At 39.6% G+C, this 26667-nt stretch carries 24 protein-coding genes and 1 riboswitch; of the genes, 3 read left to right on the plus strand and 21 right to left on the minus strand.

Annotated features, from left to right (window positions below; translation table 11 throughout):
• Window positions 1-62: 62 nt before the first annotated feature.
• From AWM71_RS02045 to AWM71_RS02080, 8 genes are all read right to left on the minus strand, one after another.
• Window positions 63-1157, minus strand: a complete 1095-nt coding sequence (locus AWM71_RS02045; RefSeq protein WP_060776431.1) for a polysialyltransferase family glycosyltransferase — start codon at window positions 1155-1157, stop codon at window positions 63-65.
• Complete coding sequence (locus AWM71_RS02050) at window positions 1154-2653, minus strand: lipopolysaccharide biosynthesis protein (protein WP_060776432.1); 1500 nt, start codon at window positions 2651-2653, stop codon at window positions 1154-1156. Before AWM71_RS02050 ends, AWM71_RS02045 begins: the two co-directional genes overlap by 4 nt.
• Before the next feature lie 408 nt (window positions 2654-3061).
• A complete protein-coding gene (locus tag AWM71_RS02055) occupies window positions 3062-3889 on the minus strand; it encodes a GA-like domain-containing protein (protein WP_144428617.1) in 828 nt (275 codons plus the stop codon).
• 20 nt (window positions 3890-3909) lie between these two features.
• Window positions 3910-4224, minus strand: a complete 315-nt coding sequence (locus AWM71_RS02060) for a YSIRK-type signal peptide-containing protein (protein ID WP_082632665.1) — start codon at window positions 4222-4224, stop codon at window positions 3910-3912.
• Window positions 4225-4498: 274 nt separating this feature from the next.
• Window positions 4499-4831 (minus strand): hypothetical protein, encoded by a 333-nt coding sequence (locus AWM71_RS02065; protein WP_060776435.1) that lies wholly within the window; start codon window positions 4829-4831, stop codon window positions 4499-4501.
• Window positions 4832-5062: 231 nt separating this feature from the next.
• Window positions 5063-5881 carry a pur operon repressor gene (gene purR / locus AWM71_RS02070; protein ID WP_060776436.1) on the minus strand — a complete coding sequence of 273 codons (819 nt, stop codon included), beginning with the start codon at window positions 5879-5881 and terminating at the stop codon, window positions 5063-5065.
• A 160-nt stretch (window positions 5882-6041) separates the two neighbouring features.
• Window positions 6042-6845 carry a metal ABC transporter permease gene (locus AWM71_RS02075; protein WP_060776437.1) on the minus strand — a complete coding sequence of 268 codons (804 nt, stop codon included), beginning with the start codon at window positions 6843-6845 and terminating at the stop codon, window positions 6042-6044.
• The gene (locus AWM71_RS02080; protein WP_060776438.1) at window positions 6818-7498 is read right to left on the minus strand and encodes a metal ABC transporter ATP-binding protein; all 681 of its coding nucleotides are present in this window, start codon (window positions 7496-7498) and stop codon (window positions 6818-6820) included. The genes AWM71_RS02075 and AWM71_RS02080 overlap by 28 nt, the downstream gene beginning before the upstream one ends.
• A 292-nt stretch (window positions 7499-7790) precedes the next feature.
• Here AWM71_RS02080 and AWM71_RS02085 point away from each other — a divergent pair, with 292 nt between their 5' ends.
• Window positions 7791-8819, plus strand: coding sequence for an MFS transporter (locus tag AWM71_RS02085; protein ID WP_236701138.1), 1029 nt, complete (start codon window positions 7791-7793; stop codon window positions 8817-8819).
• A 295-nt stretch (window positions 8820-9114) separates the two neighbouring features.
• Here the strand turns inward: AWM71_RS02085 and ispE are convergent, their stop codons facing one another.
• From ispE to AWM71_RS02130, 9 genes are all read right to left on the minus strand, one after another.
• Window positions 9115-9987 (minus strand): 4-(cytidine 5'-diphospho)-2-C-methyl-D-erythritol kinase, encoded by an 873-nt coding sequence (gene ispE, locus AWM71_RS02090; protein WP_060776439.1) that lies wholly within the window; start codon window positions 9985-9987, stop codon window positions 9115-9117.
• Between the two features lie 145 nt (window positions 9988-10132).
• Window positions 10133-10372, minus strand: a complete 240-nt coding sequence (locus AWM71_RS02095; RefSeq protein ID WP_060776440.1) for a Veg family protein — start codon at window positions 10370-10372, stop codon at window positions 10133-10135.
• A 141-nt stretch (window positions 10373-10513) separates the two neighbouring features.
• Entirely contained in the window at window positions 10514-11416 is a 903-nt protein-coding gene (gene rsmA / locus AWM71_RS02100) for a 16S rRNA (adenine(1518)-N(6)/adenine(1519)-N(6))-dimethyltransferase RsmA (RefSeq protein WP_060776441.1), read from the minus strand.
• Entirely contained in the window at window positions 11409-11984 is a 576-nt protein-coding gene (gene rnmV, locus AWM71_RS02105; protein WP_060776442.1) for a ribonuclease M5, read from the minus strand. The genes rsmA and rnmV overlap by 8 nt, the downstream gene beginning before the upstream one ends.
• Window positions 11977-12789, minus strand: a complete 813-nt coding sequence (locus AWM71_RS02110; RefSeq protein WP_060776443.1) for a TatD family hydrolase — start codon at window positions 12787-12789, stop codon at window positions 11977-11979. The genes rnmV and AWM71_RS02110 overlap by 8 nt, the downstream gene beginning before the upstream one ends.
• A gap of 60 nt (window positions 12790-12849) precedes the next feature.
• Window positions 12850-14847, minus strand: coding sequence for a methionine--tRNA ligase (metG, locus tag AWM71_RS02115; protein WP_060776444.1), 1998 nt, complete (start codon window positions 14845-14847; stop codon window positions 12850-12852).
• A gap of 120 nt (window positions 14848-14967) precedes the next feature.
• Window positions 14968-16230 carry a tyrosine--tRNA ligase gene (gene tyrS, locus AWM71_RS02120; protein ID WP_060776445.1) on the minus strand — a complete coding sequence of 421 codons (1263 nt, stop codon included), beginning with the start codon at window positions 16228-16230 and terminating at the stop codon, window positions 14968-14970.
• Window positions 16231-16507: 277 nt separating this feature from the next.
• Window positions 16508-19141, minus strand: coding sequence for a magnesium-translocating P-type ATPase (mgtA, locus tag AWM71_RS02125; protein WP_060776446.1), 2634 nt, complete (start codon window positions 19139-19141; stop codon window positions 16508-16510).
• A gap of 215 nt (window positions 19142-19356) precedes the next feature.
• A riboswitch (M-box (ykoK) riboswitch) is annotated at window positions 19357-19539 on the minus strand.
• 86 nt (window positions 19540-19625) lie between these two features.
• Window positions 19626-20234 (minus strand): cyclodeaminase/cyclohydrolase family protein, encoded by a 609-nt coding sequence (locus tag AWM71_RS02130; protein ID WP_060776447.1) that lies wholly within the window; start codon window positions 20232-20234, stop codon window positions 19626-19628.
• A gap of 286 nt (window positions 20235-20520) precedes the next feature.
• Between AWM71_RS02130 and glnA the strand changes: the two genes are divergently transcribed.
• Window positions 20521-21858, plus strand: coding sequence for a type I glutamate--ammonia ligase (gene glnA / locus AWM71_RS02135; protein ID WP_060776448.1), 1338 nt, complete (start codon window positions 20521-20523; stop codon window positions 21856-21858).
• A 64-nt stretch (window positions 21859-21922) separates the two neighbouring features.
• On the opposite strand, the gene AWM71_RS02140 is transcribed toward glnA, so the two are convergent.
• The 4 genes from AWM71_RS02140 to AWM71_RS02155 all read right to left on the minus strand — a co-directional run bounded on the left by AWM71_RS02140 (window position 21923) and on the right by AWM71_RS02155 (window position 25498).
• Window positions 21923-22624 carry a zinc metallopeptidase gene (locus tag AWM71_RS02140; RefSeq protein WP_060776449.1) on the minus strand — a complete coding sequence of 234 codons (702 nt, stop codon included), beginning with the start codon at window positions 22622-22624 and terminating at the stop codon, window positions 21923-21925.
• A gap of 53 nt (window positions 22625-22677) precedes the next feature.
• On the minus strand, window positions 22678-23673 hold the full coding sequence (locus AWM71_RS02145; RefSeq protein ID WP_060776450.1) for an alpha/beta hydrolase: 996 nt from the start codon (window positions 23671-23673) through the stop codon (window positions 22678-22680).
• A gap of 173 nt (window positions 23674-23846) precedes the next feature.
• Entirely contained in the window at window positions 23847-25013 is a 1167-nt protein-coding gene (locus AWM71_RS02150) for a pyridoxal phosphate-dependent aminotransferase (RefSeq protein WP_060776451.1), read from the minus strand.
• Window positions 25010-25498, minus strand: coding sequence for an Lrp/AsnC family transcriptional regulator (locus tag AWM71_RS02155; protein ID WP_060776452.1), 489 nt, complete (start codon window positions 25496-25498; stop codon window positions 25010-25012). Before AWM71_RS02155 ends, AWM71_RS02150 begins: the two co-directional genes overlap by 4 nt.
• Before the next feature lie 207 nt (window positions 25499-25705).
• Here AWM71_RS02155 and AWM71_RS02160 point away from each other — a divergent pair, with 207 nt between their 5' ends.
• Window positions 25706-26656, plus strand: coding sequence for a DUF1002 domain-containing protein (locus AWM71_RS02160; protein ID WP_060776453.1), 951 nt, complete (start codon window positions 25706-25708; stop codon window positions 26654-26656).
• Window positions 26657-26667 lie beyond the last annotated feature (11 nt).

The raw sequence follows: 26667 nt of genomic DNA on the forward strand, positions 1-26667 counted from the left end.
AGCTTCCTATTCTCCGCAATCTCCTTTTAACTAAAGGGAGTTGCAAACCTAAAGCCCCCCTCCTAACAAGAAGCAGCGTCCATAGTCACTAACTTTTCAAATAAGTCTTCGGAATCTTTGGGAACAAACAGTCGGTCCTGGTACAAAGCAGTCACTAAATGAAGAAGTGAGCGACTATTGTCTAAGACTTGTCGGGTATGCCTATCCGCCTGATCATAATACATCCGATACACCCACTCTGTTAAAAATAAAACCGGTGTCTTTTCTTCAAAAAGCAAATAAGGAGAAAGTGCTGCTGTGGAGTTCACAGTCGTCATGATCAAGTTCTTCGTATCAAAAAATAAGAGATATATCTCCCATGGAAGATCAGTTTCTAAATAATCCACAGGTCCATACTTTCCTTTAGGAGAACGGGGATGTAATTTCACGAAAGCCTTCCACCCCACTTGATCGGCTACTTCCTTTACTCGCTGATACACAGCCACCTCATCAATCCCTGTCTTATCATGCAAGAAAGGCTGATCAAAATACAGAAGTCCATGTTCACTCTCCTCTTGAGGGTGAATCTGATAAGCCTTCTGAAAGACTTCCCGAATGATTTCTAAAGCAGGGTTTCCCGCTTTAAGAGGAGGAAGAGAGATCTTTTGATCCGCTAAAGGGCGCTTCACCAAATCTGGGCGATAAAGATACTCCGATTCCCATTTTCCCGAAAAGAGAGAATGTTTATTCCAATCCAACTGTAATTGGTCCACCCAATTATTGACCTGCATAGGCGGTACTCCTAAATAAGGAGCCATCCCATCTTCAAAATAATGGAGGTGAAACTTTTTCCCACTCTTATGGTGCTGAGCATACAACAAACGTCCAAAATAATTATCCCCTGGAAAATACAGATGATCAAAAAATTCCTCAGTAAATGGATTCGTATTAAAGAACAAACGCGGAATACTCCGATAGTTAGGTCCCATCTTCTGATAAGAGATGCGCACCACTCGAATATCTTTCCGTAATTCCCTCAAAGTGCGATATAAGGTCTCTGCTTGAGTAAATTCATCGTAAAGATAGAGGGTCACATCTTCCCTTTTTAAAAAGTTCTCAATCAAATTTAAACTCGTCACCACATGAAGCGGTGTCCAAGCCAGTAAAGCGTGTCTCATGCCTTAGATCCTTCCTTTTTATGTTTCAACATATTTTGTGCCATGGTCTTGAGCGTAGGAAGATCCCGATGCAACAAAAGAAAGGCAATCATTAGATAGAGGACGACCTTGTACAAGAAATTCTGCCACATCAAAGGCCCCTCAGGATGACAAATATCGTAGAACAAGCCCATGCCACTCCCTAAAATCAAAATTCCGACATACCCCAACAAACGTTTTATCTTAAAGTCTACCGGCTCAATCTTACGAGATAAGAGATAAACAATCCCAGTGGTTAACATCCATTGCAATAAAAGAACAACTGCCGGCGTCATCAAGCCCAAGACTTGCGTCAAAGTGGCCGATAAGAAAACACTTAATAAAGAACCCGATAAGGTTGCCAAGAAAATAAACCGCGTGGCCTTGGTATTATAAAAGAGTGTATTCACATAAAACAGATAAATGGAACGAATCTGATAAGCAATCAAAATCACAGGCACTAAGGTCCACGCCAACAAGTAGGAAGGATGGATAAAGATCTGAATCACTTCTTTAATGAAGAAGGCCATGCCTAAACTTATCAAAAGATACAGTCGACTTAAAATATCTGTAAATTGAATGGCCTTCTCCTTTTCCTTACCTCCCATGTCCATCAAGGAATAAAACCAAGGAACATAAGCTGAATTCACGGAATATTGAATGGTATCAATAATCAACATAAACTGAGAAGCTGTAGTATACAAGCCAGCACTCGCCGTAGATACTTGATTATTCAAGAATAACCGCGACACAAAATCCGCAATCTGCGTAGACATTAAATGCGGTAGCAAGGGAACTGAATAAGTCAACGCTTCCTTGAGATAACTCTTGTTAAAACGAAAAGAAATAATATCCTGTTGGTACAAACTCACCAAGGAATACACTCCAAAAGTGAGCCCGGTCAAGAGATAAGACATTAACTGCCCGCTCGCTCCCCATTGAAAAATGACGATAAAGAGGATGTTGCAGGTGACCATCATTGCAAAATTCAACAAACTATTAATGGCATAAGTCTTCGCCCGCTCCATCGTCTGCAAAAGAGTCTGATAGATGGTATAGATAGGATTAACAATAACCGTTAAGACGCCCATAAAGATATAAGGATAAAAAGCAATGCTGCTAATAAAAGGCTCAATCAAAATATCCTTCAAAAGAACGATGATGCCTCCTAAGAGACAACTATTCAACAGAATAAAAATCATGATCGTCCCGTAGAAACTCTTTAATTGCTCCCAGTTCTCTCGATAACGATAATAGTATCTCTGGACCGCACTATTCAAAGAAAAAGTAAATAAGAGCGTTAATACAGCCGTTAAAGAATTAACCACTCCCACAATTCCATAATCTTGAGGGGTCAGATACAACGTATATAAAGGTAATAAAATAAATCCAATCGCCTTTTGAAAAATAGAGGTAATCGAATAAATTCCTGAGTTGATGAGGACTTTTTTTGCTGAAGACGGTTTTTCGTTCGACATAGGTCATCTCCCTTCATAAGATTCCAATATACCTTATACCCATAACGAAAACAAAAAGCAAGAAAAAACTTTGGCTTTAAAAAAAACTTAGAATTTTTCTTACTTTTTGTCCTTTTTATTTTGAATCCGCAAAAGAACCCGTCTGTATAATTTCTTAGCGTACGTCTTACTTCGCTACATAAAAGCAATGCAAAGTCCCACAAATAAGTTTCTGAATTTGGAACGGGTCTCCCTTTTACTCCTCCGTTCCTTTCCATACAAAAAAGCTGCCGAAGCAGCTTCTTTATTGAATATCTTGCAAAATTTGTTTAATATTTCGTTTACCATAAATAACACGTACAAGATTCACGTGCTTTTTCTCTTCGTCAATAAGATAAACAAGCAAAAAGTGATCAACTACAACCTTCCTTAACTTCTTATTCCTTTCGTAATCATGTGTGGCTTTTGACTTTCATCAATATAATAAACTTGCGCCGACTTCAAATTCTTTCTGAAATCAGCCCAGGAGTAATCAGGATCCTCTTTAGACCCCTTCCCTGTTAAAGGTTGTTGTTGGAGTCCATACAAAGGAGATTCATTCAGACGTAAACCTGAAATTTGGCCAGAGTTATCCGTTGCACTGACCGTAATGATTGTCTCTTCGCCCTCGTAGACATGAATTTGCGTGATATTTCCGTTCTGTTGTACGTAAGGTTGACTGCCAGGGGCTGTGGAAGAGACCGTCACCGTCACTTCTGGAGTGACCGTATCTACCGCTCCATTCCGTGATCGCGTCATTCCTCTCACAGGAGTTCCTAAAGGCATAAACGCCGAACGCTCTTCCCTCTTTTCTTCGTGTAAATCAATTGAAGAAAGACTTCTTTGTGTTCGCCTGGACCGATTTGTAGAAGTTGCAGGCTCTTCTTTGGGAGAAGATAGGCTGTGCGTATTTTGAGACTTTGGAGAATCTTCAAGGCCTTTAGAAGACGTCTTTTCAACTTTACCCTCTACGGCTTGTACAGACGTAATAGCCGGGAGAGGGACCTCCTTCAAGGCTTGAAGCTTAGCTACAAGCATCTCCTTCTCTGGACCATCTGCGAGCAAAGTCACCGCTTGATTCGCCTTTTGTTTAGCGGTCAGAACGGCTTGCCACAATTCTTTCAAGTACTGGTGTTCCTCTTTTGTAATTTTGTGATCTGATTGGCTTTGCTCTACAGCTTCTAGGAAGATTTGATAAGCTAGCTGCGCTTGCTTCACTTCTTCTAAGAGAGAGGAATTCACGAGTGGTTTAGGTGCAGACACTTGTTTTTTGGAAGAGACTTCCTTCGAAAGAGGAATGACTTCTTGAGTGCCCTTTTTTCTTCAAGAGGTAAAATCTCTGAAGAAACTCCCCCTTCAGAGACTGAACGATCGACTCCTTCTGCATGAACAAGGGAAGATTCACTAGCAAATAAGAGCCCTGAAGCTATAGCTACAGAAGCGACACCAACGCTTAACTTCCGGATGCCATAATAAGTCATCTTCTCCCCTTTCTTTTTCTCTTTCATCAACTTGTTTTTTGTACTAAACATTTCTTCATCCTCCCTATGCATGCATTACGAAAACATTCTTGTCCTTTGCAACAATTGCTTTTCCTACATACTCAGAATAAAACACTCTTCTTTTCCTTTCTATGCCTGCTTTTTGTACTTTACACTTCTTTTTTTTGAGCGGGTTGTCCCTTTAATTTTTGTTTTGAGAATAATTTGAAATTCTGTGTTTTTAATGAAAGAGGAACAAAGAAGGCCAACCCTATAAAATAAAAAAGCCGCTCTTTGTATAAAAAGAGCAGCAAACTATGGATACTAATAAGATAGTCTTCGTCGCTTAAGAAGACGCCACAAGGTGATCCATATCTTCCAATAATTGATTGAGTATTTGTTTATTTGACATAGTGGTAATCACATGGCAAACTGCACCTTTAACAAGAGGCATATGAGCGCTTAAAAGCACAATATCATAGTCACAATTCGTTTCCGCAAAATTAATCACCCGTGAACAAGTTTCAATCATCGCTTTATTTCTCAGCATCTCTTGGAGAGCATTCTTATACTTCTCGTCGAAGGCATAATTCCCTGTATAGACCAAAATCTTAACTGGACGTACAAGACAAGGAAGTTCCTGAATAAGATTAGGCCAAAGAGAAAGCAACTTAAACAAATACTTGACGCTCCTTTCTTTTGAAGAGTATTGAAGAAGGAATTCCCCTTCTTATGCGATTCAATTTCCACTTTCTACTCAAGAACTTGAAGACAAAATGAGTAATTGTGTAAGATGGAGAGAATCTCATCTTTATATGGGTATACTATACCTTATCGTTTTTATTTCATAAAATTCTCACCCAGAGAGTAAGAGATTGAGGAGCCCATCAAGTATGAAAAAATCCTGTGCCTACTGATCAAATAGAGAACCTAAGTGGATAAGCTCTATTTCTTGATTATCACTACTCTTCTGCACGCGAATCAGTGAGCGATAAGTAATCGGAAGTTTTCTCTCATGAACATCAGATTCGGCAAATACCACAGCCCCGACAACTTCACACTCGAATTCTTTCACCAGACTATGCATTCCCTTCATGGTTCCTCCAACATTCATATAGTCATCTACAATCAAAATATTTTGATGGCGGGATAAACTATTTTTAGTGAGTCCCATTTTTTTTACTTGATTATTATTTCCAGCCACATAAGTGACCGAAACCGTAGAGCCTTCTGTTAATTTGGCTTCTCTTTGAACGACAACAAAAGGCACATTTAAAGCGTAGGCCACTGCTTGCGCTAAAGGAATTCCCTTCGTGGCCATTGTCATGATCACATCAATTTCTTGATTAAAGTAAGCAGAGGCAATAATCGTTCCAATCTTCCTTAAATCTTCAGGATTCCCTAAAATATCGGAAAAATAAAAATAGCCGCCGGGCAAAATACGTTGATTATCACTCAAGCGGAGCGCTAATTGCTCCATATATTTTCTAGATTGATCTTCGGCTAGTCTCGGACGAAAGACTACTCCTCCCGAAGCTCCAGCAAGGGTTTCTACTTTTCCAATGCCGGCTTGTTTAAATTGATCTGCAATAATGCCTATGTCCTCAGATATCGAAGATTTCGCTGCATTATATGCTTTTCCAAAAAATGGCAAAGGAATCGTCGTATACGGGTGATTGAGTAAGTAATGCGTCATATCGACTAATCGATGACTGCGCTTCATTTTCATAAGTCAAACTCCTTCAGTTATTGCTTTTTTTATTATAGGGGAAATCTCCTAGAAATCAATAGTGCCGGCTTGAAATTGTTCGTTTCTCTTACAAAAAAGATTTCCCTCTTAGGGGGTTCCTCCTAGTTTTGATGAAAGAAATGACTTTTTACAGTCATTTTTAGAATGATTTCATGATGCTGAGCCCAATACTTTCTAAAGCAAACAAACCCACAAAAAGGGCTGCAATCGTTGCTCCAGGGGGCGTATCAAAGGTATAGGATAAAACCAGTCCACCTAACATCCCTATCAAACTAATGCCAACTGCTAACAGAATAACGCCATTAAAGCTTTTCATTAATCGCATGGCAATGGCAGCGGGCATGATTAAGATAGAGGAGACTAACAAAGTCCCTGCAATAGGCATCATAATGGCAATCGCCAATCCTGTAACAATGGAGAGACTCATGGAGATCAATTGCGTTGGCAAACCAGAAGTATAAGCAATATCTTCATCAAAGGCATCCACATACAAAATCCGTTTCAAAACAAGATAACTCAGCAAGACGAGAATAGCGAGTACGATTAATAATTTGACTTGAAGGTTACTTACTGTCACAATCGATCCAAATAAGTAAGACTCAATACTATTGGCAGACTCCACGCGAGACATGAGGAGAAGGGCAAGGGCCATCCCTCCAGACATCAACATGGCGATAGAGATGTCGGAATAATGACTATAAACTTTCCGCAAGTATTCGAGTAAAATAGCTGCCACACACACGACACCAATCGTAGTGAGTAAAGGATCGATCTCTAATAAGAATCCCAAAGCCACCCCCGCTAAAGAAATATGCGACAGCGTATCTGACATTAGGGATTGCTTGCGTAAAACTAATAATAACCCTAAAACTGGAGCAAAACAAGCGATGGCTCCACACGCAATAAAGGCGCGAATCATGAATTCATACTGAAACATCGCCATGGCGATCCCTCCTCTCGCGTTAGATGGATATGTTTATCAAAATATTCTTCTAGTTGAATATCTTCATGGGTAACCATTAAAATAGCTTTTCCGTGCTTATGCGTATTATGTTTTAGCAAGCGATAAAAATCTTCTCTCGATTGTTTATCCATACCTGTTGTAGGCTCATCCAAAACAAAAAGATCAGGGTCTGTCGCAAACACACGAGCCAAACAAATTCTCTGCTTTTGACCGCCAGACAGTTCTCCAATTTTTTTGTAGGCTTGTTCTAACATACCCACCGATTCTAAAGCTTTCTTCACATGCTCATGATCCTCTGGCGTTAACCGCTTAAACCAGCGTCCTTGTTGATAACGTCCCGATTGAACAAATTCATAAACTGTAGAAGGAAAACCTGCATTAAAACTCGCCACCATTTGTGGAACATACCCTATCTGGAGGAAAGTGCCGGATACGTTTGTTTTAGAAATCTTAACTGTTCCCACGTCCGGTTTCAATAGGCCTAAAACATTCTTAAGCAGCGTTGATTTTGCTGCTCCGTTCTCTCCTGTGAGAATCACAAACTCTCCCGGATCAACGGTAAAGGTTATGTGATTCAACACCGGTTCACTGCCATAAGAAAATCGAAGATTCTCTACTTCAATATAGTGCATGGACTCAACTCCTTTCATTTTCTTCATTATAAGGCACCAATAAAGTGCAAATCGTAAAGCTTACGATTAACTATAGCATACTTTCTATTTCACCACAAGATCCCAGCAATAGATTCCTTCAATCACTTCTCTTATTCACCCTTAATAAGAATGGGCACTTCCCTATCTTCTCTTACAAAGTTACTCAACTCCTCCTTCATTCTTCCAATTTCATATTTTTGGTGTTCTTAGCTATCAGCTATGATACAATGGCAGACAGAACATGACTCAATAATAAAGGAGATTAAACATCATGCGGACGCATCAAGCGACTTACGAAACCACTATGAAGGCAAGCTTCCTCGCTTATATCGTTCAAGGAATCGTGAATAACTTCACGCCTCTTCTGTTTATTGCCTTTAATCAACATTACGGCATTCCTTTGGAGCAAATTACCCTCTTAATTACTGTGAACTTTACCCTCCAATTAATAATGGACATTGGCTCGACTGCCTTTGTTACACGAATTGGCTATCGCGCTTCCTTATTACTAGCAAACAACATGGCTGCAATAGGCATGGTCCTTCTCGCCATTCTCCCAAATTTCCTATCTAACACTTATCTCGGAATTCTGATTGTCTCCTGCTTCTATTCCATTGGTGGCGAGCTCAACGAAGTTATCGTGAGTCCTCTCGTGGAAACCACGCCATCGAAAAATAAGAAACAAGCCATGAGTCTGCTCCATTCCTTCTATTGTTGGGGATACGTCGGAGTCGTCCTTCTCTCTACCTTCTTCATGGCAGTCTTTGGTACGGAATTTTGGCCAATCCTCGCTATACTTTGGTCACTGGTTCCTCTCGTGAATGCCTATCTCTTTACCTTTGTTCCAATCGCTCCACTTATTCCAGAAGGTGAACTCGGTCTCTCTTTCAAAGAACTCCTCAGTCGGAAAATGTTCTATATTCTCTTCATTATGATGTTCGCAGCAGGAGCAAGTGAAATTGCCGTTGCTCAGTGGGCGAGTCTCTTTGCAGAAAAAGGATTGGACATTTCAAAAACGCTTGGTGACCTCTGTGGTCCAATGATTTTCGCTCTCTTCATGGGGACCTCTCGTCTCTTCTACGGAAAATATGGAAACAAGATCGACTTCGACAAGTATATGCTAGCTAGTGCTTCTCTATGTATCCCGAGTTACCTGCTCATCGGTCTTGTCCCACACCCTCTAGTCGGTTTGTTAGGCTGTGCCCTTTGTGGATTCTCAGTCGGTATTTTCTGGTCAGGGACCTATAGCACATCCGCATCTGTTATCCCTAATGGTGGAACTCTTCTCTTTGCCTCTTAGCTCTTGCAGGAGATATCGATGGCTTCATGACAGCCAAAATAGGGGGAGTCTGCGCTTCGGACTTCTTTGTGCCATCATCTTTCCAACTATTATCTTGAGCTTGTTACTCATTATCCACCACGACAAAGTAAAACGTGCCAAGACTCTATTCGAATCAAACGTTTAAATAAGCCAGTCCTCATCACTTGAAAAATCAAATTTTGGATACAAATAATAAAAAGGCGGTCCTTTGTGAGCCGCCTTTTTCCATTCGTCAAATTTCTAGTCACTAGCATTCGCGTCTTGTAATTGCTCCTTAAAGAAGCACACGGTCTTCTTGACTTAATTGACTAATGTAAACTTCTCTACAAAATCCCTTCAATGCATTGTAAAGATTTTTCGCCTTCCGTTGAGTTTTGGCAAAACCGATAACGGTAGCGCCGCTTCCTGTCATGGTTACCCCTAAGGCGCCAAATTTTATCATTTTTTGCTTTAAAATCTTTAATTGAGGATATTGATTAAAAGTGACTGCCTCTAAATCATTTCCTATCTGGTTAAACAAAGCTTCTTCGTTTTCGGATTGAATAGCCTTAACCACCTCTGGCGTACGGAACGAAGAAAGAGGGCGCATCTTTTTCCACAATTTTAACATTTTAGTGGTTGAAACAGAGATCGGAGGCTTAATAAGAACCACCCAGTAAGAAGGGATATTCCCCAAACGCTTGATTTGATCTCCTCTTCCCCAAATATGACAAGTTCCTCCGAGCAAACAATACGGAGCGTCCTCGTCAATACTTAAAGCTAAAACAATTAAGTCTTCTTGGGAGAGATTTAATTGCCACAAGCGATTCAATCCTCTTAGAACAGCTGCGGCATCACTCGATCCCCCACCTAAACCCGCAGATACAGGGATATTCTTTTGAATGGTGACTCTTAATCCTTTCTTATATTCTGCTTTTTTCATCATTTGATATGCCGCTTGGTAAGCATAGTTTCGCCAATCTTCCGGCAAAAAACTTCGTGTAGTTTCCACAATTAATTGAGGCGTCGGAATCTCTTCTATGATCACTTCATCCGTGAGTGTTAGTGATGTCATTACCATATCAAAAGTCAATTGATCCTTGTCTATCTCATAATTCAAGTCCTGAGATAAATTAATTTTAGCAGGTGCTCTTTCAATAATTAGCATTCAATCCCTCCTTCCTTCATTTTTAATCTTTCATCCTTTAACCTAAATACTGACACATCACTTTCTTTTACAAGACTCTTCCTCACTAGAAAATAAAAAAGTGCCAACGCCATCTTTCTGTCTGATGGACGTTAGCACTTTGAGCTTAAGCTTCCAAAAACGCAATTTCTATAGATTCTGTCAACAAATCTGCATAGGAATAACAAACCCGTTCGAATTGATTTTCTTCTTGATCTAATTCCACGACAAAAACAGCCGGGAAAATATTACTTAAAATACCATGCCTTGTGGTTATTCTCTTTCGTCCTGTTTGCTGTGTGACTTGAATCGGTTTGCCAATATTTTTTTCTAGCCCTCGTTTAATTTCTTGTAAATCTTGTGGCATACCCTCACCTCTTAACTTCCTTATTCTAACATACATCAGAACTTTTTACAATACCACTATCGAATTTGAATGTCAACCCCTTTTTATATATTTCATTGAATACTCATACTGGCGATGGGAGGGTCACCTCTTCAAAGAAATCTAACCGTTCGAAATCTGAGGGATAAGCCCTTCTTGATTGAGAGCCTTTTCCAAACGCGCAAAATCTGCCAAATCAAATTTCTCAGCGCGAATCTTAGGATCGATGGTACACCTCTCCAAAGCACGCATCAACCGTTCTTCTACTTGATCTCGTCCGCTGAAAAAGCGTTTCAAATTATTCCACAGTGTTTTACGCCGTTGCTGGAAACATGCTTGCACCCATTTGAAGAAAAAATCTGGATTGACTAATTCTACAGGAGGTTCTTTTCTTGCTTTCAAGTAAAGAACAGCTGAGTCCACTTTGGGTTGAGGTTTAAAAGCCGTGTGAGGGACTTTGAGGGCAATCTCTGCTTGTCCATAATAATCCATAACCACCGTAATGGCACCATAAGCCTTGGTACCTGATGAAGCTGTTAAGCGTTCTGCTACTTCATACTGCATCATTAAAGCATAGGCTTCAATAGGAAGTTGTGCTTCTAACAAGTGAAAGAGAATAGGAGTCGTTATGTAGTAAGGGAGGTTGGCGACAACCACTAGCCGTTGAGAATCTGGAAAATAGTCAGCTACTTCTTGTTGAAGATCTACTTTTAGAATATCTTGAGGAACGATTGTTAGATTCTCATAGTGCCCTAATTCCGCTTCTAGTACAGGAAGCATCCGTTGGTCCAATTCAAAGCTAACCACCCGTCGTGCACGTTCTGCTAAAAATTCTGTCAAAGCCCCAATTCCCGGACCTATCTCGATCACATCTGTCTGTTTATCCACTTCAGCAACATGAACCATGTCTTCTAGGACTTGAGGATCCATTAAAAAATTCTGACCTAAACTTTTCTTAGCCTGTAATTGATAGTGTTTTAAAATTTCACTGGTTCGTTTAGGCGCTGCTATCCATTCTTTACGCATGAGAACTCCTTTCATAAGCTTGCATCACTTGACACACCTTGTCATAGGGAATACCAAAAGCATTTAATCGTTTTCCCAACTGTTTGCCGCTAACATGTCCCAATTTCAAGGACTGACTCAGGTATTCTCTCCGCTGGCTAGAGGAAGGCTGTCCTATCAACCCTAAAGCCATCAGTTGACTGGGGCGAATCTTTTCCTTAGTGGAATCCTCTTCAACAACTTCATACACTGCTTGCAAAGCCTCATCAATCGCTTGAAAATTAGCATGCTCCACACCCAAACTCCCCTTGTGTTTCGGCTTAGCAGCTTCACGATCCAAAAAAGCCTGCTGAACACCAGGGACAGCTTCAACGATGGTTTGTCGAATGAGTTGGCCAGAAATATCTGGATCAGTAAATACAATCACTCCCCTAAGGGCTTGTGCTTGACGAATCGCTTCTAAAGTCTCTGGACTTAAAGCAGACCCATTTGTTTCAATGGTATCTACTTGGTAATACTGACGTAAGCGCTGAGTGTCATCCTTGCCCTCAACAACGAGGACTTGATGAATTTTGGGCTTTTTACACATGTTTAACTTTCACCCATTGCCCTTCTTGCCCTTCTTGCCATTCAATACCAAATAAGCGACAAGCATTCTGGTAACTTAAAGCAGCCACCTCTTCATAAGAAGTTTCTCTCGCATCAGCGATCCGATTGCAAACATAACGAATGTTAGCTGTCTCATTGCGCTGACCACGTTTAGGTTCAGGCGTCAAATAAGGGGAGTCTGTTTCTAACAAGAGGCGATCGGCTGGACAATAAGCAGCTACTTCTCGCACTTCCTTTGTCTTTTTAAAGGTGGCCACTCCAGAGAAAGAAAGGTGCATGCCTAAATCTAAAAAGCGCTTTGCTTCTTCTAAGCCTTCTCCAAAGGTATGCATGATCCCTCCAATCTCCCAAACGCGTTCATCTTTTAATATCCGATAAATATCTTCGCTTGCTTCTCGATTATGAATCACGATAGGCAGATGTCTCTCTCTTGCTATTGCAATTTGACGACGGAGGATCTTTTCTTGAACATCGAGAGGATCCTCATCCCAAAAGGAATCCAATCCCATCTCCCCCATGGCTACCACTTTGGAGGAAGAGAGTGCTGTTAGTAAAAGCTCTTCGATTCTCTGATCATACTTGCCTGCTTCCGTAGGGTGCCAGCCGTAAATACCGACCATATCTGCATTTGCTTGAACTAGTGGCATTCCTCGACGAATAGAATCTTCATCAAAACCGACAATGGCCATCCCTGAAACTCCAGCTTTTCTTGCACGCTGAATGGCTTCTTCTCGATCTTCATCAAAGGCATCTGTATTAAAATGCGTGTGCGTATCAAATAGCATTTTTCTCCTTCTTTCACTCAAAAAGAGCCTGAAGAGCTTCCTTCAGACTCTCTTTTTTTCTTAACCTAAAATACTCCCATTTGGAAGATTTTCTGAAACGAAAACCACTTCGAGTCCTTCTTCTTTTTCAACAGAGAGAATCATCCCTTGAGAGATTTCGCCTTTTAGCTTCCGTGCCTTAAGGTTCGACACAATGATAACCTTCATGCCAATAAGCGCTTTAGGATCTGGATAATAGACCCGAATTCCGGATAGAATTTGCCGGTCTTGATTGTCTCCAGCATCTAAACGGAATTTCAAAAGTTTATCCGCTCCTTCTACAAAATCTGCGTCCTTAATCTCAGCTACTTTTAATTCGACATGATCAAATTCATCAAATTTGATGAGACCTTCTTTGCTGTTGGCTAATTCTGTTTTTTCAGGTTCCCAACTGCTTGTCGTTTGAGAGGAGACCATTTGAGATTGAATATAGGCGATTTCCTCTTCTTTGTCTAGACGTGGGAAGATAGGAGTTCCTTTACTAATTACTTGCCCATCTTCTGGATACAAGCCCACTTTTAAATCTTCGAATCGAAGTGCTTCTTCACTGAGGCCTAATTGTTCAAAAATTCGTTTTGGGGTTTGTGTCATTACCGGTTGAATGAGGATAGCCACTAAACGAAGCGTGTCCACCAAGTGGTACATGGCAGATTGAAGTTCGGCCTTCTTGGTCTCATCTTTCGCTAATACCCATGGCATGGTTTCATCAATGTATTTATTGGTACGTGCGATGAGTTCCCAGACTTTATCCAAAGCAACAGAGAAATGCAATTGCTCCATCTCTTGATGATAAGCAGCTACCGTTTCTTCTACTAAAGCTTCTAAGTCCTTATCATAAGCGGTGACTTGTCCTGGATAAGTTCCAACTTTTCCTGATTGATACTTATTCACCATGGAAATCACACGGTTGAGTAAGTTCCCTAAGTCATTCGCTAAATCGAAATTAATGCGGTTGACAAAGTTCTCAGGTGTGAAAACGCCATCTGAGCCAAATTTCACTTCACGCATTAAGTAATAGCGAAGGGCATCAAGGCCGTAACGATCGATAAGCATCCCTGGATAGACAACATTGCCTTTAGATTTAGACATTTTCCCGTCTTGCATGAGCAGCCAACCATGTCCAAAGATTTGCTTAGGAAGCGGAAGTCCTAAGGCCATCAGCATAATAGGCCAGTAAATAGTATGGAAACGCACAATTTCCTTGCCGACCAGATGAACGTTCGCTGGCCAGAATTTCTTAAAGTTACTATCATCTTCACTGCCGTAACCCAAGGCGGTAATATAGTTGGTTAAAGCATCTAACCAAACATACACCACATGTTTAGGATTAGACTTCACAGGGATTCCCCAATCAAAAGAAGTCCGAGTTACTGCGAGGTCTTCAAGACCTGACTTAATAAAGTTGTTGATCATTTCTTTCTTCCGAGATTCTGGGAGAATAAAATCTAAATGATCTTCATAATATTCCAACAAACGATCAGCATACTTACTCATTCTGAAGAAATAAGATTCTTCCTTAACAAGTTCTACCTCATGTCCGGAAGGGGCCTTTCCGCCGATTACTTTACCATTCTCATCCCGATAAACTTCTGCCAGTTGAGTTTCTGTAAAGTATTCTTCATCTGATACGGAATACCAACCTTCATATTCCCCAAGGTAAATATCTCCTTGCTTCAAGAAACGTTCAAAAATCGCTTGAACGGCTTTGACGTGGTATTCATCCGTGGTTCGAATAAATTTGTCATTCGAAATATCTAAGGACTTCCAAAGATCCTGCATGCCCTTTGCCATCTTGTCAACATAGGCTTGGGGGGTAATCCCTTGTTCTTCTGCTTTTTGTTCAATTTTTAATCCGTGTTCATCTGCCCCAGTTAAGAAGAAGACATCGTATCCCATCAAGCGTTTATAACGCGCCAGAGCATCTGCTGCAATGGTGGAATAAGAATTGCCAATGTGGAGCTTACCACTTGGATAATAGATCGGTGTGGTTACATAAAAAGTTTTCTTATCTTCAGTCACGAATGAGTGCCTCCTCTTTTAATCTCTTTAGAAAGTATAGCATAAACCCTAGTTTTGAGGTAGGAGTTGTCCACTCAAAAAGAGACTGAAAGATATTCCTTTCAGTCTCCTAGATCCCACTTAATCTTCAACTGTCATTAAGAAATATTTTTTCTTCCCACGACGAACGACAATATATTTCCCGCCAATCGCATCTTTAATGGAGATTTCGTAATCTACCTCTTGAATCCGTTGACCATTGATGTAAATAGCCCCATTCGTAATATCTTCTCTAGATTGACGACGAGAAGATTCTACCCCATGATCGACTAACCACACCGCTAAATTAGTAGCTTCTTTAGGAACGATTTCTCCAGGCATATTACCAAAGCCTTGACGAATTTGGTCAGCACTTAAAGCCCTAATATTTCCTGAGAATAGAGCTTCAGTAATCGTTTGAGCATCTTTAAGTCCTTCTTCTCCATGAACGAAACGGGTCATTTCTTCAGCTAGTGTCCGTTGAGCCTCTCTCTTTTCCGGTTCTTCTTCAACTTTTTGAGCGAGGGATTCAATCGTTTCTTTGTCCAAGAAAGTGAAGTATTTCAAGTATTTAATCACATCTGCATCGTCTTGATTAATCCAAAATTGATAAAATTCATAAGGAGAAGTCTTCTCTGGATCTAGCCAAACAGCACCACCTGCTGTCTTACCAAATTTTGTCCCATCTGATTTCAACATTAAAGGAATCGTTAATCCAAAGGCTTGGGCTTCTGGTCCTTCAATTTTTCGAATTAAGGCTAATCCTGCGGTGATATTTCCCCATTGATCCGCTCCACCAATTTGTAGGCGAATATCTTCTTTTTGGAAAAGATGTAAGAAATCCATAGATTGTAAAATTTGATAAGTAAATTCTGTGAAGGAAATTCCCGTATCTAATCGAGAAGCCACCACATCTTTAGCTAACATATTGTTGATATTAAATAATTTCCCGTAGTCTCGCAAAAAGTCTAATAAGCTTAACTGACTCATCCATTCATAGTTGTTAAACAAACGAAAATCAGAATCTTCCTCATTTAAAAATAACTTTTTCATCTGAGCGGTCAATTTCCGAGCGTTTTCTTCAACGACTTCCATAGATTGAAGTTGACGTTCTTCCTTTCTTCCGGAAGGATCCCCAATCGAGCCAGTTGCTCCCCCAATGACAATCACTGGACGATGGCCAAATTTTTGAAATCTCTTCAACATAATAAACGGAATCAAGTGCCCAATATGTAAGGAATCTCCTGTAGGATCCACTCCACAATATAGGGAAATTTTGTGATTTTCAACATATTCTCTTAATCCTTCTTCATCCGTCTGTTGATTAATCGCTCCGCGCCATTCCAATTCATCAATAATATTCATACCTATCTCCTTCCATAAAAAAAAGCCCCTGCATAGCTATACAGGGACGATAATTACCGTGGTACCACCCAAGTTATCTCATCTAAGATCACTCTCGTGCTTTATCGGGCACATCCGTTACAAGGCAATTCCTAAATGTAATTCAGTTCTAGTCTGTACTGGTTCGCACCTTCCACCAGCTCTCTCATCAGCAGTTCCTATTGCCTACTTTTTTAGGACTTGTAGTTATTCATTTAGAATCAGTATAAAGAAGCCCCTTCTATTTGTCAAACTTTCTCTAGAGAAGTTTTCCATATTTTTTGACATAAAAATGTTTTACTAAGGTGACTAAGATTAAGTATCCCAAAGTCGTTCCCATCAGCAAAATAAAGAAGCTAGATGGTAGAGGGGCAAGTCCAAGATAATATCCTAAGTGTTTGAAGGGAAGCAAGGTTCCCAAAATAATCGCAACTGTTGTAATCGTCGTAAATATAAAGGATGGACGACTTTGAATAAAAGGCAGTTTCCTTGTCCGTAAGGTGTGAAGAACCAGCGTTTGCGTCCATAAGGAAACAACGAACCAGCCTGAGTGGAAAATCGCTGCAAAGAGTTCATGCTGCTCAACCGTCAAACTCCCATAACTTCCCCCAAGTACTCCAGGAGCAATGATAAAGAATAAGGCTGCAAAGCTGAGCACGTCAAAAATCGAACTCACAGGGCCAAACCACATCATAAAATATTGAATGCGAGATGCATCCCAATTTTTGGGTGTCTTGAGATAATCTTCATCCATATGGTCCCAAGGAATTGAAATACAAGAAATATCATAAATCAAATTCAAAGTTAGTAATTGAGCAGGCATCATCGGCAAAAAAGGAAGGAAAACAGAAGCCACTAAAATGGATAACACATTCCCAAAATTCGAAGAAATCGTAATATTGATATACTTCATAATATTACCGAAGATTTCTCTCCCAGCAACTACTCCTTTTTCTAAGATCATCAAGTCTTTTTCCAACAAGATAATATCTGCAGATTCTTTGGCAATATCTACTGCCGTGTCCACAGAAACTCCAACATCAGAAATCGTTAAGGCAGGAGCATCATTGATGCCATCCCCCATAAAGCCAACAACATGTCCATTTTTTTGTAATTGTTTCGTAATCTGAGCTTTCTGTTTAGGCGAAACTTTTACAAAGACTTGATAATTTTCAACCGCTTGCTCTAATTCCTTGTCATCTAATTGGGATAACTCTAAACCGTTAATAATCTTATCAGCTGAAATTCCTACTTGCCCACAGACTGCTCTCGTCACTTCTTCATTATCTCCAGTGAGGACTTTCACACTGACATGATGATCTGCCAAAGCTTTTAGAGCAGGCTCTGTCGATTCTTTTGGCGGATCAAGGAAGGCTAAATAGCCAATCAACAGCATATCTTCTTCATCATCAATCGCAAATTCATTCACCTTTGGCGGATTCGTCTTTTGGGCAATTGCAATCACTCGTAACCCATCTTCATTTAGTTCCTTTACTTGATGCCGAATTTCGTCTTTTAATTGGTCTGTTAAAGGTAAGACTTGTTGATTCTTCAAAACATTCGTAGAAATTTGAAGCATTTCTTCAATGGCACCCTTAGTGATTAATTGCGTCTTACCATTTCTATCTTCAACCACAACACTCATCCGTCGCCGCTCAAAGTCAAAAGGTATTTCGTCTACTTTATGGTAAGCACTTTGATCAAAATCTAATTCTCGATGGGTAGCTTCGATAATAGCGACATCCATCAGATTCTTTAACCCTGTTTGGTAATAAGAATTGAGATAAGCATGTCGAAGAACACGACTGTCTTCTTGACCGTCACAATTCAAATGCCTTTCCAATACAATCTTATCTTGAGTCAGTGTTCCTGTCTTATCTGTACACAGGACATCCATAGCTCCAAAGCTTTGAATAGCGTTCAGATTTTTAACAATCGTTCCTCCTTTAGCCATGGTGGAAGATCCCTTCACTAAATTAGAGGTAACAATCATCGGAAGCATCTCTGGCGTTAAACCGACAGCAACTGAGATCGCAAAAATTAAAGCATCGATCCAATTATTCGTATGCAAACCATTAATCAAGAAAACGACCGGTACCATCACCCCCATGAAACGCATGAGTAATTTGGATACTTTTCTCAAACCAATATCGAAATTCGTTAATTGGTCTTCTTGCGTCATCCGCTTAGCAATATCTCCAAAGAATGTGTTATTCCCTACGGCGACAACAATTCCTATGGCGCTCCCACTAATGACATTCGATCCCATAAACCCTAAAGTCGGTTGATCAACATCTGCAACTGACTCTACACTTTCTTTCGCAAATTTTTCAACCGGATACGATTCTCCAGTGAGCGCCGCTTGAGAAATAAATAAGTCTTTAGTTTCTATTAAACGTAAATCAGCTGGAATTAAATCACCTGCCGCTAATTTGACGATATCTCCACATACCAGTTCTTCTGTCGGAATCTCAGAGAACTGCCCGTTCCGTTTGATATTAGCCGTTACTTTGACCATTTCTTTCAACCGACCAGCAGCTTCATTCGATCTCTTAGATTGAATAAAGGACATAGTTCCGCTAATCATAACCATGGTCACAATAATAACAGAAGAGGTAAAATCTCGACTATCACTTTCTGCCAGAACATAATCTGTGACAAAGGAAATAATAGCTAAAACAAATAAAATCAAAGTAAATGGCGTAATGTAAGCACGGACAATTTCTGAAAGTAGGGAGGGCTTATCTCCATATTCAATCTGATTATTTCCATAGCGATTCCGAAGTTCTTCGACTTCATGCTCTGTCAAACCGTTACCATCAATTCCAAAATAAGACAGTAGTGTTGCCTTATCCATCTGTGCAAATTTTTGATACTTCATTGTTTCTTTCATGGTTAACCTTCTTTCTAGTTCGCCTAGAGAAACAAAAGTCAAGCCCTCATAAGGAGACAATCAAAGGATTTTTTCTTTACCTCCCGCTTGCTCTTGATTACCCTAGGCCCGGGATGTTCAACAGGTTTTTCAGATGATTCCATAATTATCTCCCTCCTTTTTCATTCAAAAACATCAAAAAGACCCCATTATTGTTAAGTAGGGGTCTCACAAATAGGCATAAGTTGCTTCGTCTGAGTTTTAGCACTGTACAACGTCAAGTGACTAATTTTCATTCGCCACTTAGCTATCTGGAGAAAGCCTTAGTTCGACAATCTCTGTTTAACCCATTGGTGTCTCTCGACATTTTTGGACGATAGCTTATATTTGTACAGGAGCCTCACCTAACACTAAATGGATGTTTTATTCTGTTCTTTAACCATAGATATCTTACGCTAGAAGTACAAGAATTTCAAGTGTTTTCTCCTTTATTCCTAAAGAATTCCTAAGCTCTTTTTTGAATGTTGGATTCAATACGATCTAGACAGTCTGTGGCCTTCTCTTTCAAGTTTTGTGCCCGCTTTTCGTACTGGGCAGCTTGCTTGCTGTCTTTTAACAAAGGACTATTCACATTAATATTTTCATATGCTCCCTTTAACGCTCCCATAAGATGCAGACTTCCCACTTGAACATCTGATAAAATCGAAGGCTTCGCTAACTGACTAATGACCACCATTTTTTCTAACGCTTCTTGTGCGATTTGCATTATACGAATAGGAACTTCTGTAGCTTCTTTTAAAGCTGCTTGAATATGGGCATGTCTCTCTTTTTTTTCTTCTTCTGTTCTTGCCTTAACTTTATAAGCTGAAAACAATCTACCAGAGACACGTTCATCTTCTTCACCAAGCTGTAGGAGTTGTTGCCCATATCGATCCATTGCTCTCTCGGCTTCTTGTAATCTTTCAGGCGCTTCTTCTTTTAAGCGGTCGCGCGTGACCGCACTCGCCATTTGCCCAAGAGCAGCTCCCATAGCACCTACAACCGCTGAAACCGCTCCTCCTCCTGGACTAGGAGCAGAAGAACCCACGGCTTGAATAAATGATTTTATTTCCATATTTACTTCCTCTTTCTTTACCCACCTTTTCTATAAGAAGTGTTTTTAGTTTTACCCTTCTTGTGGATTCAAAAATTTTATAAATCTAATTTTACAAGACTTCCTTTGAAAAAGCATCTTATTCCGTTCCTTACTTAACGGCTCCTCAATCCTGTCTCTTTTTCTTATTTTTTTAGTTTTTTTAAATTAATTTTTTAAAAGGCTTGTCAGTTACTTATGGTTGTGTTATATTTTCTTACATAGAATGGTTTTAATGCATAACAATTATAAAGAAGGAAGAGGAAAAATGAAACATATTACAGCAGATCAAATCCGCCAAGAAATCAAAGAAAAAAACGTTCACTTTTTACGTCTTACTTTTAGTGATGTAAATGGTAACCTTAAAAATGTTGAAGTTCCTGTTAGTCAAACAGAGAAAGTGCTCAGCAATCAAATGATGTTCGACGGATCTTCGATCGACGGCTTTGTTCGTATTGAAGAATCAGATATGTATCTTGTCCCAGATCTCAACACGTGGTTAATTTTCCCATGGTCAGCAGACGAAGGCAAGCGCATCGGTATGTTAATTTGTGATATTTACACCACAAGTGGTGAGCCTTTCTCTGGAGATCCTCGTGGGAACCTTAAACGAATGGTTGGTCGCCTACAAGAAATTGGTTTCAAGAATTTCAATTTAGGTGCAGAAGCAGAATTCTTCCTCTTCCGTTTGAAAGAAGATAACGAACCTTCCACCAAAGTTAATGACCATGGTGGTTATTTTGACCTCGCACCAGTTGATCTTGGTGAAAACTGTCGTCGTGAAATTGTCCTTACTCTTGAAGAACTCGGATTTGAAGTAGAAGCTAGCCACCATGAAGTTGCTCCAAGTCAACATGAAATTGACTTCAAATATTCAGATGTTGTAGATGCCTGTGACAAAATTCAAATCTTCAAACTTATCGTTAAGAGTATCGCTCGTAAACACAATCTTTATGCGACCTTTATGCCAAAACCTGTTTACGGCATTGCTGGGTCCGGTATGCACTGCAACATGTCTCTATTCACTGACGACGAGAATGCCTTCTATGATGCTAACGCAGAAGATGGTATATCTAATCTCATGAAACACTTTATCGCTGGAATTCTTGCCCATGCTAAAGCTATCACCGCTATTGGAAACCCACTCGTTAACTCTTACAAACGTTTGACACCAGGATATGAAGCGCCAGTCTACATCGCTTGGTCTGGACAAAACCGTTCACCTTTGATTCGAATTCCGGCTTCTCGTGGAAAATCAACCCGTATTGAATTACGCTCAGTAGACCCATCCGCGAACCCATACTTAGTCATGGCTGCCTGCATCAACGCTGGTTTAGATGGCGTAGAAAACGAACTTCATGTTCCTACTCCAACAGATCGTAACATTTACTCCATGACTCCTTATGAACTCAAAGAAGCACATATCGATCAATTACCAGCTACCTTAAAAGAAGCTATCCAAGCCCTTGAAGACGATCCAATTATTTTAGATGCTCTAGGCAAACATATTGCTAATAACTTTATTACTGCCAAAAGTATTGAATACAACGAATATGAAACGCAAGTAACGGCCTGGGAAATCGAACGTTACCTCAAAGTCTTCTAATAGACCTAAATAAACAGAATTAAAAATCCTCTGACTAATCATCAGAGGATTTTTAATTTATTATCTAGTCTCTATCATTTCCTGTAAAAATAATAATAATTCGTAATAAGGAAATCAAGCTCGCTAAAGTTCCCGCTACATAGGTTAAAGCTGCCGCTTGTAAAGTCTTTTTAGCATAAGGTAATTCCTGAGTTTCTAAAAGGTTTAAATTTTCCAAAGCTTGTATAGCCCGATAGGAAGCATTAAATTCAACAGGAAGCGTTGCTAGCTGAAAAATCAAAGCAAAAGAAAATAAGAAAATTCCAATATGAATAAGGGTTGCATTCATTCCTAACAGAAGCCCAAACAAGAGTATCGGCATCGACATATTGGATCCAATATTAACTATCGGAACTAAATGTTCTCTTATTCGCATAAAAGCATAATCATTAGCATCCTGTAAAGCGTGCCCACATTCATGAGCCGCCACTCCAATAGCTGAAATCGATTGAGCATCCGCTACCCGATCAGACAAGCGCAATTCCTTATGGACCGGATCATAATAATCCGTTAATTTTCCGCTGACTCGAGTAACTTTCACATTTCTAATTCCATAAGACGCTAACATGCGCTCAGCTACTTCTGTTCCTGTTAACCCTAAACGATTATCATAGCGACTATATTTATCAAAAGTTTGATTCACATTCCAAGAAGCCAAACTTGCAATTAATCCCCCAATCACTAAAAGAATCATTGTAGGATCAAAAAAAAGAGAAAATCCTATCATTTGTATTCATCCTTTCTTCCCTGTTTATTATAAACCCAACCCTCCTTTACTGCTTAAAATACAATAGGAGATTGTATAATCTTAGCTACTAAATTTTGAGCTTCTTTCGCTTCTAGAAGATGCAACAAATGAAAATCGTGAGGCATGGAATCAAAACTATAAAAAGCGGTCTGCGGATCTACTGCCTTCATTCGCTGATAAAAATTCTTCACTTGTTCATAGTGACGATCATATGTCCCTACAATAAACCGTAAACAGGGTGACCCTTCTGTTTCGATCCCCGAGAGATCAACCGATTCATCAACTTTCTCCCATAAGGTACGAATAGCAATTTCTTTAGCCAAATCTATCCCATAATCATGATCTTCTTGAACAGCTTTATCAAGCCCTTCATTCGAGCTAGTAAGCCAAGGACTCATAACAATTAATTCTTCAATCAACACATCTTTTCTAAGATCTCTAGCCACTTGTAAAGCAAACATCGCACCCGTATCTGAAGAAAGGAAATGAATTTCCTCATCGCAGTAAGCCAAACTCAATTCATTCACTAAGGCTGCCAAACGCGCACTTTCTTCTCTGAAACGCCGTTTTCCATTTAATGGCTCCGCATAAGGAATAATTATCCTTGCCTGTACAGCTTCTGATAACCGACTTATAAATCTCCACTCTCCTTCTCCCAAAGGATGTACACGATGCCCTCCAGAAAAATAAATAATCAAACGATTGGATAAATTTTCCTCAGGCGTGTAGGTCCAAACCTTTCCGTTAAAATATTCTTTAAGTTGGAGGCTTTCAAGTAAACGGTGATCCCTAGGAGGCGTTAAATCTTGTGCGTTATTTATTCCTTCTTCTAAAACTTTATTATAATCACTTGGGGAATGGAAAGAGAGGATTATTCTTTCTTTCAGAGTATGTCTATCCTCCATCAAACGACTGCGTACACTTCGCTCTTCTCTATATAATAAATGATAAACATACCCCAATAGTGGAGCCACTAGCCCAACTAAGTATTTCCATTTGAAATCCTTTATTCGTTTGAATTTTCCCATTTTTTCACTTCCATCCCATAAAGTTCTTGGTACTTCTTCATTATAAAATCAAAATTTTAGGGAAAGGACTGTTCTCTCAAAATAACATGTAATTGTAAAACTTTAACCTTTTTGTAACTTTTATCCAATAAAAAAATTCCTCTCTCTGCTTTGAGAAAAGAATTTTTCTATCATTACACACGTAAGCGCGAAACAAAAGCCGAAAGTTTTTCCACAGCTTGTTCCAATTCTTGAATAGAGTAGGCATAAGAAATTCGAATAAATCCTTCGCCTCCTTGGCCAAAAGCCGTTCCTGGTACAACTGCTAATTTCTCTTCATCTAACAAACGTAAAGCAAATGCCTCACTCGTCATTTGAAATTCTCGAATATCTGGGAAGCAATAAAAGGCACCTTCTGGTTTAAAACAAGGGAGTCCTATTTTTTGAAAACACGTTAGTAAGTAATCTCTTCTTTGACGATAAGCTTGTTTCATCTCTAAAACTTCTTCTTCACATTCTGTTAAGGCCGTAATTGCAGCATACTGAGAAGTAGTCCCCGCAGCCATAATTGCATACTGATGAATTTTTAGCATCTGCTCAGAAATTTCAGGCGGAGCGCAAACATAACCTAACCGCCAACCTGTCATCGCAAAAGCTTTTGCAAATCCATTAATATAAATTGTCCGTTCCTTCATTCCTTCAAAAGAAGCAATCGAAGTAACAGGTTCAGACCTGTAATTGAGTTCTGAATAAATTTCATCACTAATCACATAAAGATCATGCTTAAGAATAACATCCACTATATCTTTCAATTGCTCTTTCGTCATTTGAGCTCCTGTGGGATTATTAGGGAAATTAATCAATAAAGCCTTCGTTTTTTCAGTGATCGCTGCTTCTAGAGTTTCCGGATCTAAAATAAAATCTTCATCTGGATTCAAAGCCACCGGAATAGCTTTCCCATCTGCCATGGTAATCGAAGGGGCATAAGATACATATCCAGGGTCTGCACATAATACTTCATCTCCAGGATTAATCAAAGCTCGACAAGCTATATCAATAGCTTCACTGGCCCCTACAGTAACAAGCGTTTCTGTTTTTGGATCGTAGGTCAATTGATACTTTTTCTGTAAGGACTGACAAATTGCTTGTCTTAATTCCATCAAACCTGCATTAGCAGTATAATGCGTTTTACCTTCTTTCATGGATTGAATACCATCTTGGCAAACCTTCCAAGGGGTTTTAAAATCCGGTTCCCCTACTCCTAAAGAAATCACATCTGGAATTTCACTTGCTACTTCAAAAAATCTACGAATTCCAGATGGAGGCAGCTCTATAATTTTTCGACTTAAAGACTTCGTCATCGGGAAATCACCAACCTATCATCTGTGGGTGCTTTAAAAATCGTTCCATGATCTTTATAACGTTGCATCACGATATGCGTAGAAGTCCCACTCACTTCATCTAAAGTAGCCAACTTATTAATAAAACGAGAAATGGCATGCATAGGTAGCCTTTTCGTAATAAGTAAATAATCATACGCTCCGCTCATTAAATACATCGCTTCAACTTCTTCAAATCTATAAATAGACTCTGCAACTCTTTGATAAGTAACTTCCTTATGCAAATTTACAGATACTTCTACAACAGCAGACACCTGCTCATTATCTGTTGCATCCCAATTCACCATTGCTTGTGTTCCAGAAAGAATACCTTCTTGGTGAAGGTGCTCCAATTCTTCTTCAATTGTTCGAGGCGCTTCTTGCATTAACGCTGCTAAAGTCTCCACCTTAATACTGGCATCTTCTTCAAGTAGTCGTAATAATTCATATCTTTTCTCATTATCCATATCTATCGCCTCTTTCTATTTTTTTGGCTTTTATAAAGGAATATATTCTTATTTTATCAGAGTTTCTCCTAAATATCTGCTTCTAATTGCTAAGAATCTCTTAAAGTTGAAAAAATGCATAAGCTTTTATTAACGCTTTCCTAAAATTTAGGCCGACTCTTCAATGGTATAATAAATTCATAGAAACAATTCCTAAGGAGGTTCACAATGAATATACTCAAAAAAAAAGCCACACAACTTCTTCTAAGCTTAGCTCTTATTCCCTTACTATTACCCAGTTACACCGCCAAAGCAGCCAACCAAGAGACTATTTTTACCTACGGAGAATCTCTAACCCAACCTCAGTTAAAAGAAACTGAGAGACTTCTCAACGTTCCAGAGAAAGCAAAAGCTCTTCCTGTTTACATTAAAGAACTCAATGGTTTACTTCAAGATACCTATCCTTATAGCCAAGTCTATTCTTCTACCTTAATCACACCGACTTCCAATAAAGGGAAGGTTACCGTTGAGATCCTAACCCCTAAAACGATTACCGCTATTACCCCTCTTCAATATGAAAATGCTGCACTTACAGCAGGGGCTACCAACGTTAATATCAAAGTTGCTTCTGCAGTAGAAGTCGATGGGTCAGGCGCACTTGCTGGCGTATACAAAGCCTTCCAAGATAGTGGAAAAGCTCTTAACAAAGAGGCTGTCATCGTTGCTCAAGACGAACTTCGAACCGCTTCTAATATTACCAAAGATAATAAGAATAAACCCGGTTATTCCGATGAAGCTTTGAATGCTGCTATTGCGGATATGAAAACCCAAATTCAACAAACCAAAGCTAAAAACGGAGGCTCTATTGACGGGAATACCATCCAATTAATTGTTAATAACGTCATCAATAACTACCACTTAGATCAACAACTTAGTCCAGAAAATATCCAACAACTCCAAAACCTCATGCATCGTTTTAGTCAAATAGAACTCACAGAAGAACAAAAAAAGGCGATCTCTCATTTTGGAAAGACACTCGCCGATAAAAGTGGGAAGCTCGTAGATTCCGCAAAATCTGCTTGGAATAATATGGATGCTAAAGATAAAGAAGGCATTATGAACTTCTTTAGAGAGTTGTGGGTAAGTTTCAAAAATCTTATCAACAGTTTCTTAAAATAGACAATCGCTTA

Source organism: Aerococcus christensenii, assembly GCF_001543105.1.
In the GTDB taxonomy this organism is placed as follows: Bacteria; Bacillota; Bacilli; order Lactobacillales; family Aerococcaceae; genus Aerococcus; species Aerococcus christensenii.

Bases quoted from the DNA above. Each gene is read 5' to 3' on its own strand.
- AWM71_RS02045 (WP_060776431.1), bottom strand. From the start codon at position 1,157: ATGAGACACGCTTTACTGGCTTGGACACCGCTTCATGTGGTGACGAGT.
- AWM71_RS02050 (WP_060776432.1), bottom strand. From the start codon at position 2,653: ATGTCGAACGAAAAACCGTCTTCAGCAAAAAAAGTCCTCATCAACTCA.
- AWM71_RS02060 (WP_082632665.1), bottom strand. From the start codon at position 4,224: ATGCATAGGGAGGATGAAGAAATGTTTAGTACAAAAAACAAGTTGATG.
- purR (WP_060776436.1), bottom strand. From the start codon at position 5,881: ATGAAAATGAAGCGCAGTCATCGATTAGTCGATATGACGCATTACTTA.
- AWM71_RS02075 (WP_060776437.1), bottom strand. From the start codon at position 6,845: ATGGCGATGTTTCAGTATGAATTCATGATTCGCGCCTTTATTGCGTGT.
- AWM71_RS02080 (WP_060776438.1), bottom strand. From the start codon at position 7,498: ATGCACTATATTGAAGTAGAGAATCTTCGATTTTCTTATGGCAGTGAA.
- AWM71_RS02085 (WP_236701138.1), top strand. From the start codon at position 7,791: ATGCGGACGCATCAAGCGACTTACGAAACCACTATGAAGGCAAGCTTC.
- ispE (WP_060776439.1), bottom strand. From the start codon at position 9,987: ATGCTAATTATTGAAAGAGCACCTGCTAAAATTAATTTATCTCAGGAC.
- AWM71_RS02095 (WP_060776440.1), bottom strand. From the start codon at position 10,372: ATGCCACAAGATTTACAAGAAATTAAACGAGGGCTAGAAAAAAATATT.
- rsmA (WP_060776441.1), bottom strand. From the start codon at position 11,416: ATGCGTAAAGAATGGATAGCAGCGCCTAAACGAACCAGTGAAATTTTA.
- rnmV (WP_060776442.1), bottom strand. From the start codon at position 11,984: ATGTGTAAAAAGCCCAAAATTCATCAAGTCCTCGTTGTTGAGGGCAAG.
- AWM71_RS02110 (WP_060776443.1), bottom strand. From the start codon at position 12,789: ATGCTATTTGATACGCACACGCATTTTAATACAGATGCCTTTGATGAA.
- tyrS (WP_060776445.1), bottom strand. From the start codon at position 16,230: ATGAATATTATTGATGAATTGGAATGGCGCGGAGCGATTAATCAACAG.
- mgtA (WP_060776446.1), bottom strand. From the start codon at position 19,141: ATGAAAGAAACAATGAAGTATCAAAAATTTGCACAGATGGATAAGGCA.
- AWM71_RS02130 (WP_060776447.1), bottom strand. From the start codon at position 20,234: ATGGAAATAAAATCATTTATTCAAGCCGTGGGTTCTTCTGCTCCTAGT.
- glnA (WP_060776448.1), top strand. From the start codon at position 20,521: ATGAAACATATTACAGCAGATCAAATCCGCCAAGAAATCAAAGAAAAA.
- AWM71_RS02140 (WP_060776449.1), bottom strand. From the start codon at position 22,624: ATGATAGGATTTTCTCTTTTTTTTGATCCTACAATGATTCTTTTAGTG.
- AWM71_RS02145 (WP_060776450.1), bottom strand. From the start codon at position 23,673: ATGGGAAAATTCAAACGAATAAAGGATTTCAAATGGAAATACTTAGTT.
- AWM71_RS02150 (WP_060776451.1), bottom strand. From the start codon at position 25,013: ATGACGAAGTCTTTAAGTCGAAAAATTATAGAGCTGCCTCCATCTGGA.
- AWM71_RS02155 (WP_060776452.1), bottom strand. From the start codon at position 25,498: ATGGATAATGAGAAAAGATATGAATTATTACGACTACTTGAAGAAGAT.
- AWM71_RS02160 (WP_060776453.1), top strand. From the start codon at position 25,706: ATGAATATACTCAAAAAAAAAGCCACACAACTTCTTCTAAGCTTAGCT.